This window comes from Erythrobacter sp. JB2-19, assembly GCF_057365005.1.
Map to the genome: position 1 here is coordinate 2,065,364 of NZ_CP200290.1, position 15,625 is coordinate 2,080,988.

General features: G+C 56.9%; 17 protein-coding genes. 9 read left to right on the forward strand and 8 right to left on the reverse strand.

The genetic code is table 11. From position 1 onward, the window contains the following. Window positions 1-66: 66 nt before the first annotated feature. The 4 genes from murI to AC0V6O_RS09900 all read left to right on the forward strand — a co-directional run bounded on the left by murI (window position 67) and on the right by AC0V6O_RS09900 (window position 3,855). The gene (gene murI / locus AC0V6O_RS09885; RefSeq protein ID WP_486145579.1) at window positions 67-915 is read left to right on the forward strand and encodes a glutamate racemase; all 849 of its coding nucleotides are present in this window, start codon (window positions 67-69) and stop codon (window positions 913-915) included. Window positions 916-1,023: 108 nt separating this feature from the next. Next, a complete protein-coding gene (gene hemA / locus AC0V6O_RS09890; protein ID WP_486143630.1) occupies window positions 1,024-2,244 on the forward strand; it encodes a 5-aminolevulinate synthase in 1,221 nt (406 codons plus the stop codon). A gap of 46 nt (window positions 2,245-2,290) precedes the next feature. Then, complete coding sequence (locus AC0V6O_RS09895) at window positions 2,291-3,163, forward strand: TauD/TfdA dioxygenase family protein (RefSeq protein WP_486143632.1); 873 nt, start codon at window positions 2,291-2,293, stop codon at window positions 3,161-3,163. 14 nt (window positions 3,164-3,177) lie between these two features. Further along, window positions 3,178-3,855 (forward strand): nitroreductase, encoded by a 678-nt coding sequence (locus AC0V6O_RS09900; RefSeq protein ID WP_486145581.1) that lies wholly within the window; start codon window positions 3,178-3,180, stop codon window positions 3,853-3,855. Here AC0V6O_RS09900 and AC0V6O_RS09905 read toward each other — a convergent pair. The 3 genes from AC0V6O_RS09905 to AC0V6O_RS09915 form a co-directional block, all read right to left on the reverse strand. Next, complete coding sequence (locus AC0V6O_RS09905) at window positions 3,852-4,802, reverse strand: carbon-nitrogen hydrolase family protein (protein ID WP_486143634.1); 951 nt, start codon at window positions 4,800-4,802, stop codon at window positions 3,852-3,854. The genes AC0V6O_RS09900 and AC0V6O_RS09905 overlap by 4 nt on opposite strands. Before the next feature lie 47 nt (window positions 4,803-4,849). Then, window positions 4,850-6,070 carry a type III PLP-dependent enzyme gene (locus tag AC0V6O_RS09910; RefSeq protein ID WP_486143636.1) on the reverse strand — a complete coding sequence of 407 codons (1,221 nt, stop codon included), beginning with the start codon at window positions 6,068-6,070 and terminating at the stop codon, window positions 4,850-4,852. Window positions 6,071-6,275: 205 nt separating this feature from the next. Then, a complete protein-coding gene (locus tag AC0V6O_RS09915) occupies window positions 6,276-6,848 on the reverse strand; it encodes a LemA family protein (RefSeq protein WP_472639098.1) in 573 nt (190 codons plus the stop codon). 330 nt (window positions 6,849-7,178) lie between these two features. Here AC0V6O_RS09915 and AC0V6O_RS09920 point away from each other — a divergent pair, with 330 nt between their 5' ends. Next, window positions 7,179-8,009 (forward strand): DUF3137 domain-containing protein, encoded by an 831-nt coding sequence (locus tag AC0V6O_RS09920; RefSeq protein WP_486143638.1) that lies wholly within the window; start codon window positions 7,179-7,181, stop codon window positions 8,007-8,009. 4 nt (window positions 8,010-8,013) lie between these two features. On the opposite strand, the gene AC0V6O_RS09925 is transcribed toward AC0V6O_RS09920, so the two are convergent. The 3 genes from AC0V6O_RS09925 to AC0V6O_RS09935 are packed head-to-tail and all read right to left on the reverse strand — an operon-like array spanning window position 8,014 to window position 10,917. Next, a complete protein-coding gene (locus tag AC0V6O_RS09925) occupies window positions 8,014-9,189 on the reverse strand; it encodes a carboxynorspermidine decarboxylase (RefSeq protein ID WP_486143640.1) in 1,176 nt (391 codons plus the stop codon). A gap of 60 nt (window positions 9,190-9,249) precedes the next feature. Further along, entirely contained in the window at window positions 9,250-9,636 is a 387-nt protein-coding gene (locus AC0V6O_RS09930; protein WP_486143642.1) for a GxxExxY protein, read from the reverse strand. Window positions 9,637-9,690: 54 nt separating this feature from the next. Then, the gene (locus tag AC0V6O_RS09935) at window positions 9,691-10,917 is read right to left on the reverse strand and encodes a saccharopine dehydrogenase family protein (RefSeq protein ID WP_486143644.1); all 1,227 of its coding nucleotides are present in this window, start codon (window positions 10,915-10,917) and stop codon (window positions 9,691-9,693) included. Between the two features lie 214 nt (window positions 10,918-11,131). Here AC0V6O_RS09935 and AC0V6O_RS09940 point away from each other — a divergent pair, with 214 nt between their 5' ends. The 3 genes from AC0V6O_RS09940 (at window position 11,132) to AC0V6O_RS09950 (ending at window position 13,056) form a co-directional block, all read left to right on the forward strand. Next, window positions 11,132-12,085 carry a threonine ammonia-lyase gene (locus tag AC0V6O_RS09940; protein WP_486143646.1) on the forward strand — a complete coding sequence of 318 codons (954 nt, stop codon included), beginning with the start codon at window positions 11,132-11,134 and terminating at the stop codon, window positions 12,083-12,085. A gap of 84 nt (window positions 12,086-12,169) precedes the next feature. Beyond that, window positions 12,170-12,622 carry an MAPEG family protein gene (locus tag AC0V6O_RS09945; RefSeq protein WP_472639104.1) on the forward strand — a complete coding sequence of 151 codons (453 nt, stop codon included), beginning with the start codon at window positions 12,170-12,172 and terminating at the stop codon, window positions 12,620-12,622. Next, a complete protein-coding gene (locus AC0V6O_RS09950) occupies window positions 12,619-13,056 on the forward strand; it encodes an MAPEG family protein (protein ID WP_486143649.1) in 438 nt (145 codons plus the stop codon). Before AC0V6O_RS09945 ends, AC0V6O_RS09950 begins: the two co-directional genes overlap by 4 nt. Window positions 13,057-13,139: 83 nt before the next feature. Here AC0V6O_RS09950 and trxB read toward each other — a convergent pair whose 3' ends face one another. After that, window positions 13,140-14,114 (reverse strand): thioredoxin-disulfide reductase, encoded by a 975-nt coding sequence (gene trxB / locus AC0V6O_RS09955; RefSeq protein WP_472639106.1) that lies wholly within the window; start codon window positions 14,112-14,114, stop codon window positions 13,140-13,142. A 61-nt stretch (window positions 14,115-14,175) separates the two neighbouring features. After that, window positions 14,176-14,994, reverse strand: coding sequence for a tyrosine-protein phosphatase (locus tag AC0V6O_RS09960; RefSeq protein WP_486143652.1), 819 nt, complete (start codon window positions 14,992-14,994; stop codon window positions 14,176-14,178). 149 nt (window positions 14,995-15,143) lie between these two features. Between AC0V6O_RS09960 and AC0V6O_RS09965 the strand changes: the two genes are divergently transcribed. Next, a complete protein-coding gene (locus AC0V6O_RS09965; protein WP_486143654.1) occupies window positions 15,144-15,602 on the forward strand; it encodes a response regulator in 459 nt (152 codons plus the stop codon). The last annotated feature ends 23 nt before the right edge of the window (window positions 15,603-15,625 follow it).

Here is a 15,625-nt window from a genome sequence, read left to right on the forward strand (position 1 = left end):
TGCCCCTTTCACGAGCATAAGTCGCCCGCCGCTTCCCTTTTCGCAAGGCCTAAGTAAAAGGCGGCAATTCGAAAAGCTATAGCAACAAGGTCCAATCCGATCACCAATCCTGATGCCCCAATCCTGCTGCTCGACACCGGCGTTGGTGGGCTGACAATTTATGATGCGGTGCACCGCGCATTGCCCGATGCACAGATCATTCTGGCGGCCGACTATGCTGGCCTGCCCTATGGCAAGAAGACCGAGGCAGAGGTTGCCGCGCGTGTCGCCGGGCTGCTTGGTCGGATGAGCGAGCGCTACCAGCCGCGCCTCGCCTGTATCGCATGCAACACCGCCAGCACGATTGCGCTCGATATGGTTCGCGATGTGCTGGAAATTCCGGTTGTGGGAACCGTCCCAGCGATCAAACCCGCTGCTCTAACCAGCAAGACCGGGGTGATCGGAATGCTGGGCACGCAAGGGACTGTGCGACAGCCCTATGTCGACCGGCTGGAGGCAGAATTCGTGCAAAGCGGCAAGCTGCTGCGCTTTGCCGCCCCTGATCTGGTGGATGAGGCAGAAAGCAAGCTGCGCGGGGGACCGGTGAACCGCTCGGTGCTGAAAGCTGCACTCGAGGGGCTACGCGAAAACGACCACGAAATGAAGCTCGACCGGATTGTGCTCGGCTGCACCCACTTCCCCCTTCTCGAAGATGAGTTGATCGATGTCGCAGTCAACGATCTGGGAATGCCGCCGGATATTCGCTTTTTGGACGGAGCAGAAGGGATCGCGCGCCGCATCGTTCACCTACTCGATGGGCAAACATTCGAGTGCAGCGGCCCGAACCGCGCGGTGACGACCGGCAGCATCGAAACGCTAGAAGCTCTGCGCCCAGCTTTAAAGTCCTACAAAATCGATCAGATTGACCAGTTTTAATCGCGAATAGTTCGCAAAGATCGTGCTAGAAAAGTGCATTGAAAATCCCTAGATCACCGCGACCAATTGAGGCTAGCGATGGTCTCCACTGACAGATGGGCACAACGCGTGAATTACGGAAACGTCTTCGATAAAGCGATAGACCGCCTTCATGAGGAAGGTCGCTACCGCGTGTTCATCGACATCATGCGGAACAAGGGCGCCTATCCCAACGCCCGCTGTTTCCACGGGCATAATGGACCGAAGCCGATCACGGTTTGGTGCTCAAATGATTATCTGGCGATGGGGCAGCACGAAAAAGTCATCACCGCGATGGAAGACGCGCTGCACGATGTTGGCGCAGGATCTGGCGGCACGCGCAACATTGGCGGCAACACCCACTTCCATGTCGAGCTGGAGCGAGAGCTTGCTGACCTTCATGGCAAGGAAGGCGCGCTGACCTTTACCAGCGGCTATGTCTCCAACGATGCGACATTATCCACGCTGGGCAAATTGCTGCCTGGCTGCGTGATTTTCTCAGACGCCCTGAACCATGCCAGCATGATCGCCGGCATCCGCAATTCCGGCTGTGAGAAGCGCGTATTTCGGCACAACGACATGGCGCATCTGGAAGAACTCCTCGCCGCTGAAGACACTGAAACGCCCAAGGTAATCGCGTTTGAAAGCGTCTATTCCATGGACGGTGATATCGCACCGATCCACGAGATCTGCGACCTCGCCGAAAAATACAACGCCCTCACCTACATCGACGAAGTGCATGCGGTGGGCATGTATGGGGAGCGTGGGGGCGGCATCTCGGAACGTGACAAGGCCGCGCACCGGATCGACATTATCGAAGGCACCTTAGGCAAGGCATTCGGTGTGATGGGCGGCTATATCGCGGCCGATACCCGCATTATCGATTGCATCCGCAGCTATGCCCCCGGTTTCATTTTCACCACGTCGCTGTCTCCAGTGCTGGTCGCGGGCGTGCTTGCCTCGGTGAAGCATCTCAAGAGTTCCAGCGAAGAACGTGATGCGCAGCAAGCCAATGCTGAGTTGCTGAAGCAAAAGATGCGCGATGCCGGCCTGCCAGTGATGGACAGTGTCACCCATATCGTTCCGCTTATGATTGGCGATCCTGTGCGCGCCAAAAAGATCAGCGACGTTCTGCTCGCTGAATATGGCGTATATGTACAGCCGATCAATTTCCCCACCGTCCCGCGCGGGACAGAGCGACTGCGCTTTACCCCCGGCCCAATGCACACGGTGGAAATGATGGACGAACTGACCGAAGCCCTGGTCGAAATCTGGGACCGGTTGGAGCTGGAGCTCAAAAAAGCGGCTTGATCGCCCTGCACGCTTCGCCCACACTCGCCCGCGCTTTGGGAGAGGCATGATGGCGACGGTTTTTGATACACCACTAGACAAGAACGCATTGGATACTGGCGCGCTGGATATCCGTCCGATGACGCCTGCAATCGGTGCGGAGATCCTTAACATTGATCTCGGCGCGCCTGACATTAGCGAACGGATCGACGACATTCGCGCCGCCCTGCTCAAGCACGGCGTTATCTTCTTCCGCGATCAGGACTTGAGCCAAGAACAACACATCGCCTTTGCTCGGCATTTTGGCGATTTGGAAGTCCACCCTGCCACCCCCAAAGATCAACCCAATCGCGAAGTTCTGCGCATAGCCCATGGTCCTAAGAGCCGGGGCCAAGAGAACTATTGGCACTCCGATGTTACCTGGCGGGAAAAGCCCTCGCTCGGCTCTATCCTGCTGGCGCGCGAAGTGCCCGAATGCGGCGGTGACACCTGCTTTGCCAATATGCATATGGCGTATGAGCGGCTGTCCGATCAGATGAAGCGCATGTGCGAAGGTCTGACCGCGGTGCACGATATCGCCCGCGTGTTTGCAGGGCGCCTCGACAAGGCTCCGGAGGACCTGCACGAAAAATTCCCGCCGCAGCGCCATCCCGTAATCCGCACTCATCCCGAAACGGGTGAGCGAGTGATCTATGTCAACACCGCCTTCACCTCGCATATTGAGGGATTGAGCGGCGAGGAAAGCCGCTGGCTACTCGCGCATCTCTATAAGACCGCGATGGATGTAGAGGTGCAATGCCGACTGCGCTGGCGCAAAGACACTATCGCCTTTTGGGACAATCGGGTGACACAGCACCTCGCGGTCTCCGATTATTTCCCGGCAAGGCGCGTGATGGAACGCGTAACGATTGCGGGCGACAAACCTTACTTCTCTGAGTGAAAGATCCAAACAATATGAATTATGATGATGTGGTGCTCGGCCGCCGCTCTATCCGTGGCTATCTTGATAAGCCGGTACCGCAGGAACTGATCGAAGAAGTTTTAGCGATGGCAATGCGTTCGCCCTCTTCGATGAACACCCAGCCGTATCATTTCCACGTGATCACTGGTGAGCCGCTTGACCGGATCCGCAAAGGCAACACGGAGCGTATTCTTGCCGGAGAGCCGGACAGCCGCGAGTTTCGCAAAGGCCACGCATTCGAAGGCATTCACCGTGACCGGCAGGTTGGCTGCGCGATCCAATTGTTTGAAGCGATGGGAATCGAGCGCGACGATAAGGAAAAACGGCAAGACTGGGTACTGCGTGGCTTCCGCCAATTCGATGCGCCTGTTTGCGTGATCGTTACGTATGACAAAGAACTGTCCGATGCGGACGACACCGTCTTTGATTGCGGAGCTGTGACAACGGCGCTCGTCAATGCGGCATGGAGCAGGGGCCTCGGCTGTGTGATCAACAGCCAGGGAATCATGCAATCACCCGTCGTGCGCGAGCATGCCAGCATTCCAGATGATCAGGTCATCATGAAGGCCGTGGCATTGGGCTGGCCCGATCCCGATTTTCCCGCCAACCCGGTGAAGATTACACGCCGCAAGGTTTCAGACGCGGCGAGGTTTGTGGGGTTTGAGGCTTAATCCTCTTCCGGAGATGCCGCAGCCGACGATGTAAAACGCACCCCGGGGCGCGGCGTTTCGTCAACGGTCAAATCGAAGATATCTGGCCGCGAGTAATGGCCCACCACATCAAAGTCGTAACGCGCCTTTACCAGCTCTGCCGTGTCAATCTCACGCATGATGAGGCCCTCACCGGCCTCATGCGGCCCGGCGAGAACATCACCAAGTGGGCCGGCAATCAAACTGCCTCCAGCGATTAAATCACGCGTATCATCCCAACCATCAATCTTAGCGCCCAGAGATCCGGGGCTGGGTTGATACTGGCACGAACTCACCACAAAGCACCGGCCTTCATGGGCGATATGGCGCATGGAACTGCGCCAGACATCGCGGTGATCCACCGTTGGCGCGCACCATATATCGACGCCCTTTGCGTACATGGCTGCCCGGAACAGTGGCATGTGGTTTTCCCAGCATATCGCCGCGCCGATCATACCAAATCGTGTCTCAATCACAGGCAAGGTCGATCCATCGCCCAATCCCCAAATCAGGCGCTCACTGCCCGTAGGCATCAGTTTGCGATGCTTGGCAACCAAACCGTCTTCGGGAGTGATAAATATGGCAGTACAGTAGAGCGTGTTGCCCCCGCGTTCGATTACGCCGAGCACCAACGTCGTCCCGGTTCTCTGCGAGAGAGATTCCAGCTCGGCGACCTCAGAGCCATCTAGGTCAATTGCATTTTCGTAATAATGGGCAAAGTCTTCTCGGCCTTCGGGCAAGCGGTAGCCAAGCCGAGTGCCAAAATCACTCCCTTTGGGATAACCGCCAAGGAGCGCCTCGGGCATTACAAGCAGATCAAGCCCGGCTCCCTTCATCTCAGCTTCGTAAGACAGGACTTTTTCGAGGCTTGCTGCCTTACCAGAGGGATCAGAGCCGATCTGAAGCGCGGCGATAGTTGCAGTTGTCATGACCCAGTCGGTAACGTGAAGCCAAGCGAAAACGCAAGTGTTTTGGCCTAACGCAAGCTAACCACATTATCGCTTTCAGGCCGCTGTCTGTCGCCGCGGAACAGGCTCAGCATTGGTTCGTCAGCAACGGTGAATTCTTCCGCATTGCCAAAGCCGTTAAAGCCGGTTTTCATCGCGGCGCCGTATGCCCCGATCATACCGATCTCGATATAATCGCCGGCCTGAATGTCGCCGGGCAGCGGGAACGGCCCCTGAATATAATCCGCATCATCACAGGTCGGACCGTAAAAGGCGAAACCGACCTCTGGGTCGCGCAGATTATCGGCCAGCGCCTTTACCGGAAAACGCCAGTCAACATGCGCCGCATCATATAGCGCGCCATATGCGCCATCATTGATGAACAGCTCTTCCCCCCGGCGCTTGTCGACTTGCACCACAAGCGAAGAATATTCCGCCGCCAGCGCCCTGCCCGGCTCGCACCAAAGCTCCGCATTGTAAGCAATCGGCAGCGCTTCGAAATGCTGGGCGATCAGAGCGAAGTAATCCTCCAAAGGAGGCGGTTCCATACCCGGATAGATACTGGGAAAGCCTCCACCAACATCGATCATGTCGATCACCACGCTGGCATCGGCAATCGCGGCGCGGGTGCGGTCAAGCGCCTGGACAAAGGCAAACGGCGTCATCGCCTGACTGCCGACGTGGAAACACGCACCCAGCCAATCGCAATGCTGACGCGCTTCCTGAAGTAAAGCCGGGGCCTCCAACAGATCACAGCCAAACTTGCTCGCCAGGCTCAGCTCAGAAAACTCGCTGGAAACGCGCAAACGCACGCAGAGCCGCAAATCATCGGCGGCAGCACCCGTCTCCGGATTGCGGCAGGCCTCAACGATTTTCTGCAGCTCTTCGGCGGTGTCGAGGCTGAATGTGCGCACCTTGTGCGTGTGGTAGGCCTCTGCAATCGCGCGCCGGGTCTTAATCGGATGCATGAAGCACAGCTCCGCCTCGGGCAGCTCTGCACGAACCAGACGCACTTCAGCAATCGATGCGACGTCGTAATGCGTAACATTCGCCTCCCACAGCACTCGCAAGAGCGACGGCGCGGGATTGGCTTTCACAGCATAGAGCGTCTTGCCCGGAAACTTCTCTGTGAAGAAGCGCGCTGCGCGAAGGGCCGCATGCGGGCGATTAAGAATGATCGGTTCGTCAGGCGCAACCGCGCTGACTACCGCCGCCGCATCGGAAAATATCTCATCAGGATAGCTGTGCAACTCAAGGGACCCCCAGAAGGATGCGAGCCAAACCACCGACCTGGCCCAGGTTCTGAACAAGGCTGCCTTACGGTCTTGCGATCAAGAGTCCCCGCCCTCCTAAGAGGGATCGGCAGCGGAAGCGCGCATATAAGCCTAAATCGCGCTTCCGCAACTGAAAATGTGCACCTGAAGGGGGGATTTTGTCCACCCCATTAGCAGCAATTTAAAACGCAATCTGCGGTGCCTGATCGACGGTACCCTTCTCGCTATCATCGAGGCGGTGGAAATCCGCCTCTTTAAAACCGAGCATTCCAGCGAACAGAACAGCTGGGAAGCTCTCACGCGCAGCGTTGAACTGAGCCGCGGCGGCATTCAATGCACGGCGAGCGGCGGCCAGCTTATCTTCCGTCTCGGCAAGCTCGCGCTGAAGCTCTTGAAAGTTGGTGTTCGCTTTAAGGTCTGGATAGGCCTCTCCTAGCGCCAGCAGGCGATCAAGCGAGAGTTTGAGCTGTTGCTCGCTGCCAGAACTCGGCTCGCCAGATGCCGCGGCGTTGCGCGCGCTGATCACGCTGTCGAGCGTCTCTTTCTCGTGGCTGGCATAGCCCTGAACGGTGCTGACAAGGTTCGGGATCAGATCGTGGCGTTGACGCAATTGGGCATCAATATCGGCCACGCCCTGGCGGACATTCTGACGCAACGCGACCAGCCGATTGTAGATTCCAATAAGAAGCAGAACCCCGCCAACTGCGAGGACCACAATTGCCGATGTCCAAAACCATCCAAAAATCTCGACCATCTCATACCTCTTTCTTAACTGTATATTCCTATATTAGCGTCAAATAGTTAAGGGATAGCGACGGAGCCACGGGGCCTCGCGCAAATATAGGTTAAGGGAGCCGAGCGTAGCGATGCGTGCCGATGTTAACAAGCTGATGGGTGGGGAGCTGGGGAGCTGGCTCGACGCGCAGCAAGGCATGCGCACCGACGCTAAAGAGAAAGCGTCAAACCGCGGCGTTAAATCCGCCTTTGTCCTGCTGCCTTTGCTGGCATTGATGTGGTTTGGCCCCAGTTGGGACGGCAGCATCAAGTTCTTCATCACACTGTTTTTGGGAATTGGTGCTGGGTCTTGGATCTATGCTCCAATTCAAAGAGCAAAAAAGAGATCAAGATCGGCATCAATTCCGCCATCGCCGCCGAATTGGATGTGCATTACGACCATGATGTTGAACCGGGCGATGAATTCGAAGCCGCCAAGCAATATGGCCTGGTCCCTCACTACAACCGCGATGGTTTTGAAGACCATTGGTACGGCGAGATCGAAGGTCACGATTTCCGCCTTTACGAGGCGCACTTGGAACAGCGCAGAGGCTCCGGTAAGAACCGGCATTGGGTAACCGTGTTTCGCGGAGCAATCATCCAAATGGAATTTGGCCGCAAGTTCCATTCAACCACGCTTCTGCAGCGCGCCGGCAAGCACAAGAAATGGTTTGGCCTGGGCGGCCGTGCTGACCATGCGAGCTTTGACGGACACCGGTTGGATTATGTCGATCAGGTCCACCCTGCCTTCGAAGATGTGTTTGAACTGTGGAGCGATGATCAGGTTGAGGCACGCACGCTGGTCGATCCGACCTACGTTGAACACTTGATCGGGATTGAACGGGCATTTTCCGGCGACGCCGTTCGCGCGATCTTCCGCAAGGGTGAAATGATCATCGCGGTTGAAAGTGGAAACCTGTTCGAAAGCGGTAGCATCGATGCATCTGGCGACCGCGAGCGTGCAGAAGAGACAGCGAAGCAATTTGCCTCACTCGCGCGGCTGGCCATGGCCATTAACAAAACTGAACGTGGCCATGACAGAGCTGGTCCCAGCTCTAGCGGCGCCGTCGTCGATGATCCGCGAAATCTGGGCACTGGCGGCCCCGCGCTTGGTGGCGGGTTCGGTCGCAAAGGCCTGTAAGCCGTCAGCTCAGGCGGTCCTTGAAATCCTCATATTCAAACCGCTTCACGCACTCCAAATTATCCGTCTCGCTGTCCCACAGCCAAATGCTGGGCAGTTGCACGCCGTTGAAGGTGTTCGTCTTGACCATGGAGTAATGCGCCTGGTCGAGGAATGCGAAGCGCGCACCAGGATCGGCCTTTACCGGCAGACGATAATCACCAATCACATCGCCTGCTAGGCAGGACGGCCCGCCCAGGCGAATGGGTACGCTTTCATCCTGAAGTTCGCCCAGCATCGCCGGTCGGTATGGCGCCTCCAGAACATCGGGCATATGGCACGTGGCTGAAACATCGGTGATCCCGATCGGCACCTCATTAAAGCCTGTGTCGAGCAATGTTCCAACCAATATCCCGGCATCAAGGGCGATCGCTTCGCCCGGCTCTAGGTATATCTCAGCGCCCGTGTCCTCGCGGGCATCTTTTAACAATTGGATCAGCTCATCACGCTCATAATCGGCGCGGGTAATATGGTGCCCACCGCCCATGTTGATCCATTTCAATTGCCCAAAATAGGGCTCAATCGCATCAAACACCCGGTCCCAGGTCTGGCGCAGAGGTTCAAAGGTCTGCTCGCACAGATTGTGAAAGTGGATACCATCGACGCCCTGCATGTGCTCATCGGTCAGCTGGTCGATTGGAAAGCCTAGCCGTGAACCGGGCGCGCTGGGATCATATTTCGCCACCTCGCCGGTTTGCACCATCGGATTAATCCGCAGGCCCACATCAACATCGCCGCCCGTGTGCCGCGCATGTTCCAAGATCACAGCCGCGCGGGCCATTTGGGTTGGCGAATTGAAGATTACATGATCAGAGAGGCGGCAGATTTCTTCCAACTCATCTGGCTTGTAAGCCGGCGAATAGGTCGAAATTTCACCATCGTAATACTCGCTCGCCAGCCGCGCTTCCCAAAGGCCGCTACAGGTCGCGCCGTCGAGATATTCGCCGATCAACGGCGCGACCGCATGCATCGAGAACGCCTTCAGCGCCGCCAGCACTTTGATGTCTGCCTCATCGCGAATTTCCGCCAACACCTGGCAATTCGCGCGCAACTTCACCGCATCCACGACGAACGCCGGGCTTTCAACGCGGCTTAAGTCAAAATGGGCGAAAGCGCCCGGATCACCAGCTTGAGTTTGCATCTTTCGGTTCGTCCTTAGTGGTTTCGCGCAGAGACGCAGAGAATGCAGAGTCGCCAAGAATCATCGCGGTTTGTAATCATTTACGAGCCGACGGATGCCGTCCTTCATTGTAGCTTGCGAGAAATTGAGAAGCAGCCCAACGGGCTGCTTGTATAGCCTCAGGTATGTAAGCAATTGCTTTGCGTGAGCCTTGCTCAACTGTTCGGTCGCTTTGATTTCTAGGATCAGTCGGTCTTCAACCAATATATCAATCCGGAAAGCCGCATCGAACCGATGACCATCGAATTCGACAGTTATCGGAACCTGACGTGCAACATTCAACCCTCGCGTCTCTAGCCGCCCAGCCAATACAGTTTCATATACATTCTCGAATAAGCCCGGTCCGAGCTCGCGATGAATGGCGATGCATTTATCTATGACGATTGCAGTGATCGCATCGATGTCCACTGGCACGCCCTCTCTGCGCCTTAGCTTTCTCTGCGCCTTTGCGCGAAACTATCCTTAAAACCCTACCGGCCCATCGAGCTCTTTCACATTCCATGACAGGCCATGCACATTCAGCATTTCCATAAAGGGATCGGGGTCCATTTGCTCCATGTTGAACACGCCCTCCCCTGACCATGTGCCGCCAAGCATCATCGCGCTGCCAATCATCGCGGGCACGCCTGTGGTGTAGCTCACGCCCTGATTGCCGGTCTCTTCGTAGGCTGCCTCGTGGCTACAGATATTATTGATATAGAATGTCTTTTCGCCTCGGCCATCCAAGGCCTCGCCGGTCGCGATCACACCGATATTGGTGTTTCCTGTGGTGCTTTCACCCAGCGTTTCCGGCTTGGGCAGAACGGCAGCGAGGAATTGCAACGGGATGATTTCCTTGCCCTGATATTTAATCGGCTCAATCCCGGTCATGCCGACATTTTGCAGCACGGTCAGGTGCTTGATATATTCATCGCCAAACGTCATCCAGAACCGTGCGCGCTCCAGCTCGGGAATGAATTTGGAGAGGCTTTCCAGCTCCTCGTGATACATTAAATAGGCGTTGCGCGGCCCAACCGCTTCAAAGTCGAACTCGGTCTTCACCTGCATCGCCGGGGTCTCGACCCAGCCGCCATTTTCCCCCGGTTTCTTCTCCCAATGCCGCGCGGGAGCGGTCACTTCGCGAATGTTGATCTCTGGGTTGAAATTGGTCGCAAACGCCTGACCATGATCGCCGCCATTGCAATCCAGGATATCGAGCTGGCGGATCGTCTTCAGCTTATGCTTGCGCAGCCACATCGTGAAAACGCTAGTCACGCCGGGGTCAAAGCCTGATCCGAGCAGCGCCATGATGCCCGCCTCTTTGAACCGGTCATGATAGGCCCATTGCCAATGGTATTCGAACTTCGCCTCGTCCTTCGGCTCGTAATTGGCGGTGTCGAGATAGTGCACGCCCGTTTCCAGGCAGGCATCCATGATTGGCAAATCCTGATAAGGCAGCGCAAGATTGACAACCAGGCTCGGTTTAATCTGATGGATCAGATTGACCAATGCGGGCACTTCTTCAGCGTCAATTTCATAAGTGTTGATGTCCGCACCCTCGCGGGTTTTCACGCTGGCGGCGATGGCATCGCATTTCGATTTTGTGCGACTGGCCAAATGAATGTCTGTGAAGATATCGCCAAGTTGCGCCATCTTGTGAACACAAACGGAGCTGACCCCGCCTGCCCCGATTACCAAAACTGTCGACATAATTCCGACCTTTCAAATTCGAATCTTGCGCTCACTAGGGCAATGCGAGAGCAGCGTAAATCGATCCCGCCCTTTCCTACTATGCCGCATCGGGCCATAGCGACAGGATGTGTAATTCCAGCCTTTACCTGTCCTCTTTCTCCACGAGAAATGCGGGCGCTCTTTCTTCCCCCAGGACTGTGTTCCAAGTGTTCCAGCGCATAGGGTTTGCTATATGACCGACGCTCTACGGATGCCGACCCGCGATGGGGTTTTGGACGCCGCTCGCAAGATCACCGCTATCCTGCCGCCGACACCGCTATTGCCGGTCGAGATCAATGGCACGCGGTGCTGGGTGAAGGCAGAGAATCTGCAGCCGGTAGGCGCCTTCAAAATCCGCGGCGGATGGCACAGACTTTCGGCAATGACGAGCGAAGAGCGCGCTGGCGGCGTTGTGGCTGTGTCCAGCGGCAATCACGCGCAAGGCGTCGCATGGGCTGCGCGCAGACTTGGTATCAAAGCCACCATCGTCATGCCGCGCGATGCGCCTCAGATAAAGCTCGAAAACACGAGCGCACTTGGCGCTGATATCGTGCTGTATGAGCGTCCCGGTGAAGACCGTGATGAGGTCGCGGCCAAGCTGATTTCAGAGCGCGGCGGCACCTTGGTCCACGCCTTTGGCGACCCCTGGGTGATAGAGGGGCAAGGCAGCGCAGGCATTGAAATCACCGAGCAATTGGGCGGTGAGCCAAGCGCTGTTCTCGCCTGCTGCGGCGGCGGAGGGCTTGCGGCAGGCCTCGGTCTCGCCTGCCCAAAGGCGAAGATCTATGCTGTTGAGCCGGTCGGATGGGACATGGTCGGGCAAGCAATCTCGTCTGGTGAGCTAGTTACGGCCGCCGAGGACGCCCCCAAGACGATCTGTGACGCGCTGCAACCCACCGCGACCAAGCGGATGAATCTCGATCTCTTATCTGGGCGAGCGGAGGCAGGTGTCACCGTCACCGATGACGAAGTGCGCAGCGCCCAGCGCTGGGCCTTTGCGAACCTACGCCTCGTCTTGGAACCCGGTGGAGCAGCCGCTCTTGCTGCCGCTTTGGCAGGCAAAGTGCCGCTTGATGAGCGCACGGTCATCATGCTGACCGGCGGCAACGCAGACCCAGTGGAATTCGCGAAGACTATTGCCGGATAGACCTCCCTCAACCGCCCAGCTCATTGCGCCATATTTGACAATCCGAATTGGCTCTCGCAGGTAGAGGTCAAGAGGGAGACTATCATGCAAGCGCAAATGCTCGCACCAGCCGCGGTCCTGGTGGTTTGGACATTGATCGTCCTGATCTGGATCATACCGCCGCGCTTTGGCTCACTTGCCAAGGTCGACAAGTCCAAACTATCCGGCAAGCCGGGTGGGCGCGGACAAGATCTCGAAGGGGTCATACCAGACAAAGCCAACTGGCCTGCTCACAATCACACTCACCTGCACGAGCAACCGACGTTGTTTTACGCAACGGTGATCATCCTTGCGATCATGGGCGCTGGCGCAATCGATATCCTGCTGGCCTGGGGCTATGTGGGAATCCGTATCCTGCATTCACTGTGGCAAATTCTGGTGAATAAACTGCCAGTTCGTTTTGGCCTGTTTTTCGTCAGCACGCTAATCTTGATAGCGCTCGCCATTAGAGCCGTCATGGCCACACTATTCTACAATCCCGGAGCTCTTCCCACATGATTGATACGATGATCCTTCAACCCGCTGTCGCGCTGATGATCTGGACAATGATCATGTGGGCATGGATGTACGCGACCCGCATTCCCGCGATGAACAAAGCGCCTGATGTGCCCGCGATCTCTCAACTCAAAGGGGGAAAGGGCACCGATCTTGATTCGGTTTTGCCAGAAAGCGTCCAATGGAAAGCGCATAATTACAACCACCTGCATGAGCAGCCGACCCTGTTTTACGCAGTGACCGTAGTTCTCGCCATTATCGGCGCGGGCGACGGTCCGAACGCCCTACTCGCGTGGATCTACGTCGGGTTGCGCGTCGCGCACTCGCTGGTCCAAGTGACCGCTAACAAAGTGATGGTGCGTTTCGTGCTGTTCGCTCTGTCGAGCGTTGTGCTGATAGCCCTTATCGGAAAAGCGACACTGATCCTGTTGGTCTAAGCCGCCCGCATATCCACACAAAAGGGGCTCCGATCGGAGCCCCTTTTTCGGTTGTCACTAGCCCCCGGCGGAGCGTGTGCTGTTTACTCAGCTGCTTCGCTGACGGCTTCCTCTGCATCCTCGCGTGCAGCCAAGAACCGCTCTCCATCCAATGCGGCCATGCAGCCCATTCCCGCTGCCGTCACAGCCTGGCGGTAGACGTGGTCGGTCACATCGCCTGCGGCAAACACACCGGGAATGGCGGTTTTCGGCGTGCCCGGTTCAACGTCGAGATAACCACTCTCATCCATCGCAAGTTTGCCCTTGAACAATTCGGTCGCAGGTGCGTGACCAATCGCCACAAATGCGCCATCGACTTCGAGCGTCGAGGTCTCGCCGGTCTGCGTGTCTTCCAGCACAAGGTGGTGCAGCGCGCCATCCTCGCCCGCTTCGAAACTCTTCACAGTCTTGTTCCATAGCGTGGATATCTTGGGCGACTTCATCAGACGGTCTTGTAGGATCTTCTCTGCACGCAATTCGTCACGGCGGTGGATCAGCGTCACGTCGTCAGAATGGTTGGTTAGGTAAAGCGCCTCTTCAACGGCGGTGTTGCCGCCGCCAATGACAGCGACCTTCTTGCCGCGATAGAAGAAACCGTCGCAAGTCGCGCAGGCAGACACACCCTTGCCGCCCAGCTCTTGCTCGCCCGGCGCGCCCAGCCATTTGGCTTGAGCGCCGGTGCAAATCACCAGCGTCTCGCCGATATATTCATCGCCGCTATCGCCAATGGCCTTGAACGGTGCGCCGCCTTCCAGATCGACGGAGACAATGGTGTCCCACATCATCCGCGTTCCGACATGCTCGGCCTGCGCCTTCATCTCTTCCATCAGCCATGGGCCCTGCACCACCTCGCGGTAGCCCGGATAGTTCTCCACATCGGTCGTGATGGTCAGCTGACCACCAGGTTGAAGCCCCTGTACCACAATCGGCTCCAGCATGGCGCGCGCGCCATAAATGGCTGCGCTGTATCCGGCAGGGCCTGAGCCAATGATCAGCATTTTTGTGTGATGGGTAGCCATAATCGTATCTTTCAAATTTCAAATTCGTTGGCTTCGGATATGGGGATCGTTGGCTCGCTTGTCACGCCACCAAGCGTTCAATCAGGCGAGCTTTCCTTGCCTCATCCACACCTAAAGTTTGCGCAAGATAGGTATCGAGGGAGCCGTGATCGCGGGTCACTTCGGCAAAGTAGGTGTCGATATATTCGGGCAGCACGCCCATCAGGTTGCGCCGCGCTTCAATCGGAATATCGCCATAATGCGCGAGCATTCGCGGCAGCGACTGGCGTTCAAGAATGTGAACGGTGGGTGCATCGTTGGTGCGCAGAAACTCAGCCACCACGTCATCGCGGTGCACGCCCAGTACATGCAGCAGCAAGCTGGCGGCGATCCCAGTACGGTCCTTCCCGGCAAAGCAATGGACCAGATTGCCACCCTCGCGGTTCGCCAAGGCCTCAAAATAGCGCGTGAACATATCGATCATCGCGGGATTGACTGGCATCCGGGTGTAAACGGCGATCATCCGGTCACGCGCTTTGTCCGATGTCATTTTGGCCGCGCCGGCCGCTTCGTGTGGAGGCGAATTGCTCGTCTCACCATCATAGGCGATCACATCCGCTGAGAAATCATCATGGCGCCGACAAGGAAACCCGCCGCGTTCGCTGCTGCCGCGCAGATCAACAATGGTGCGAATATCGAGGCGTTGGATCAGCTCCAAGTCGGCATTGCTTGCCTCCATATGCTGGCCAGAACGAAACAGCAGGCCCGTACGAACCTGCCCTCCGCCAGCGACGGCATAGCCGCCATAATCGCGAAAATTGTGAATGCCGTCAGTCTGCTCAAACGGGATTGGATCATGCTCTCGAATCATGCCGCGGACAGTGGCAGGCGCGCTCTCCATCGGCAACGTCCTCGTTTTGCCAAGGCCGCGAGATCCAGCGCCTTTGCGCATTCCATTAGGTAATATCGCTGGGGGCCTCGCCAATCTGGTTTTGAGGATGGGAACGTAAGTCCGGTCAATGATGGATAAAAGACGAAACGGAACACACTATGGCTTATGTGCTAATCGCCGATGACGATGAAATCGTGGCCGGCCTAGCTTCAGAAGCGCTCATTGACGCTGGCCACCCGTGCGGATGGGTCACCAATGGAACGGAGGCTTGGGACCTTTTGCAAAAGCGCAGGCCGGACGTACTTCTGCTCGATCAGAACATGCCAGGCATGTCGGGCTGTGCCCTACTGCGGAAAATTCGCAGCTCTGCCTCCCTGTATGATCTGCCGGTGATTATGTTCACCGCGCTGACCGGTATCCGCGACGAAGAGCAGGCGATTTATGCTGGCGCGCAGGATTACATTCGCAAACCATTTCAACCCAGCAAGATCGCGAGGCGGATTGAGCGTCTGATCCAATTGCGCGCTGGACGCGGGCATACTGATCTACGGACATATCTTGAACAAAGCTCTGGTTGGGCACCAGAGCCAAATATGGCGGTGCGGCGAGCGATCTAGGCTATTTATGCATAGCTAGGAAC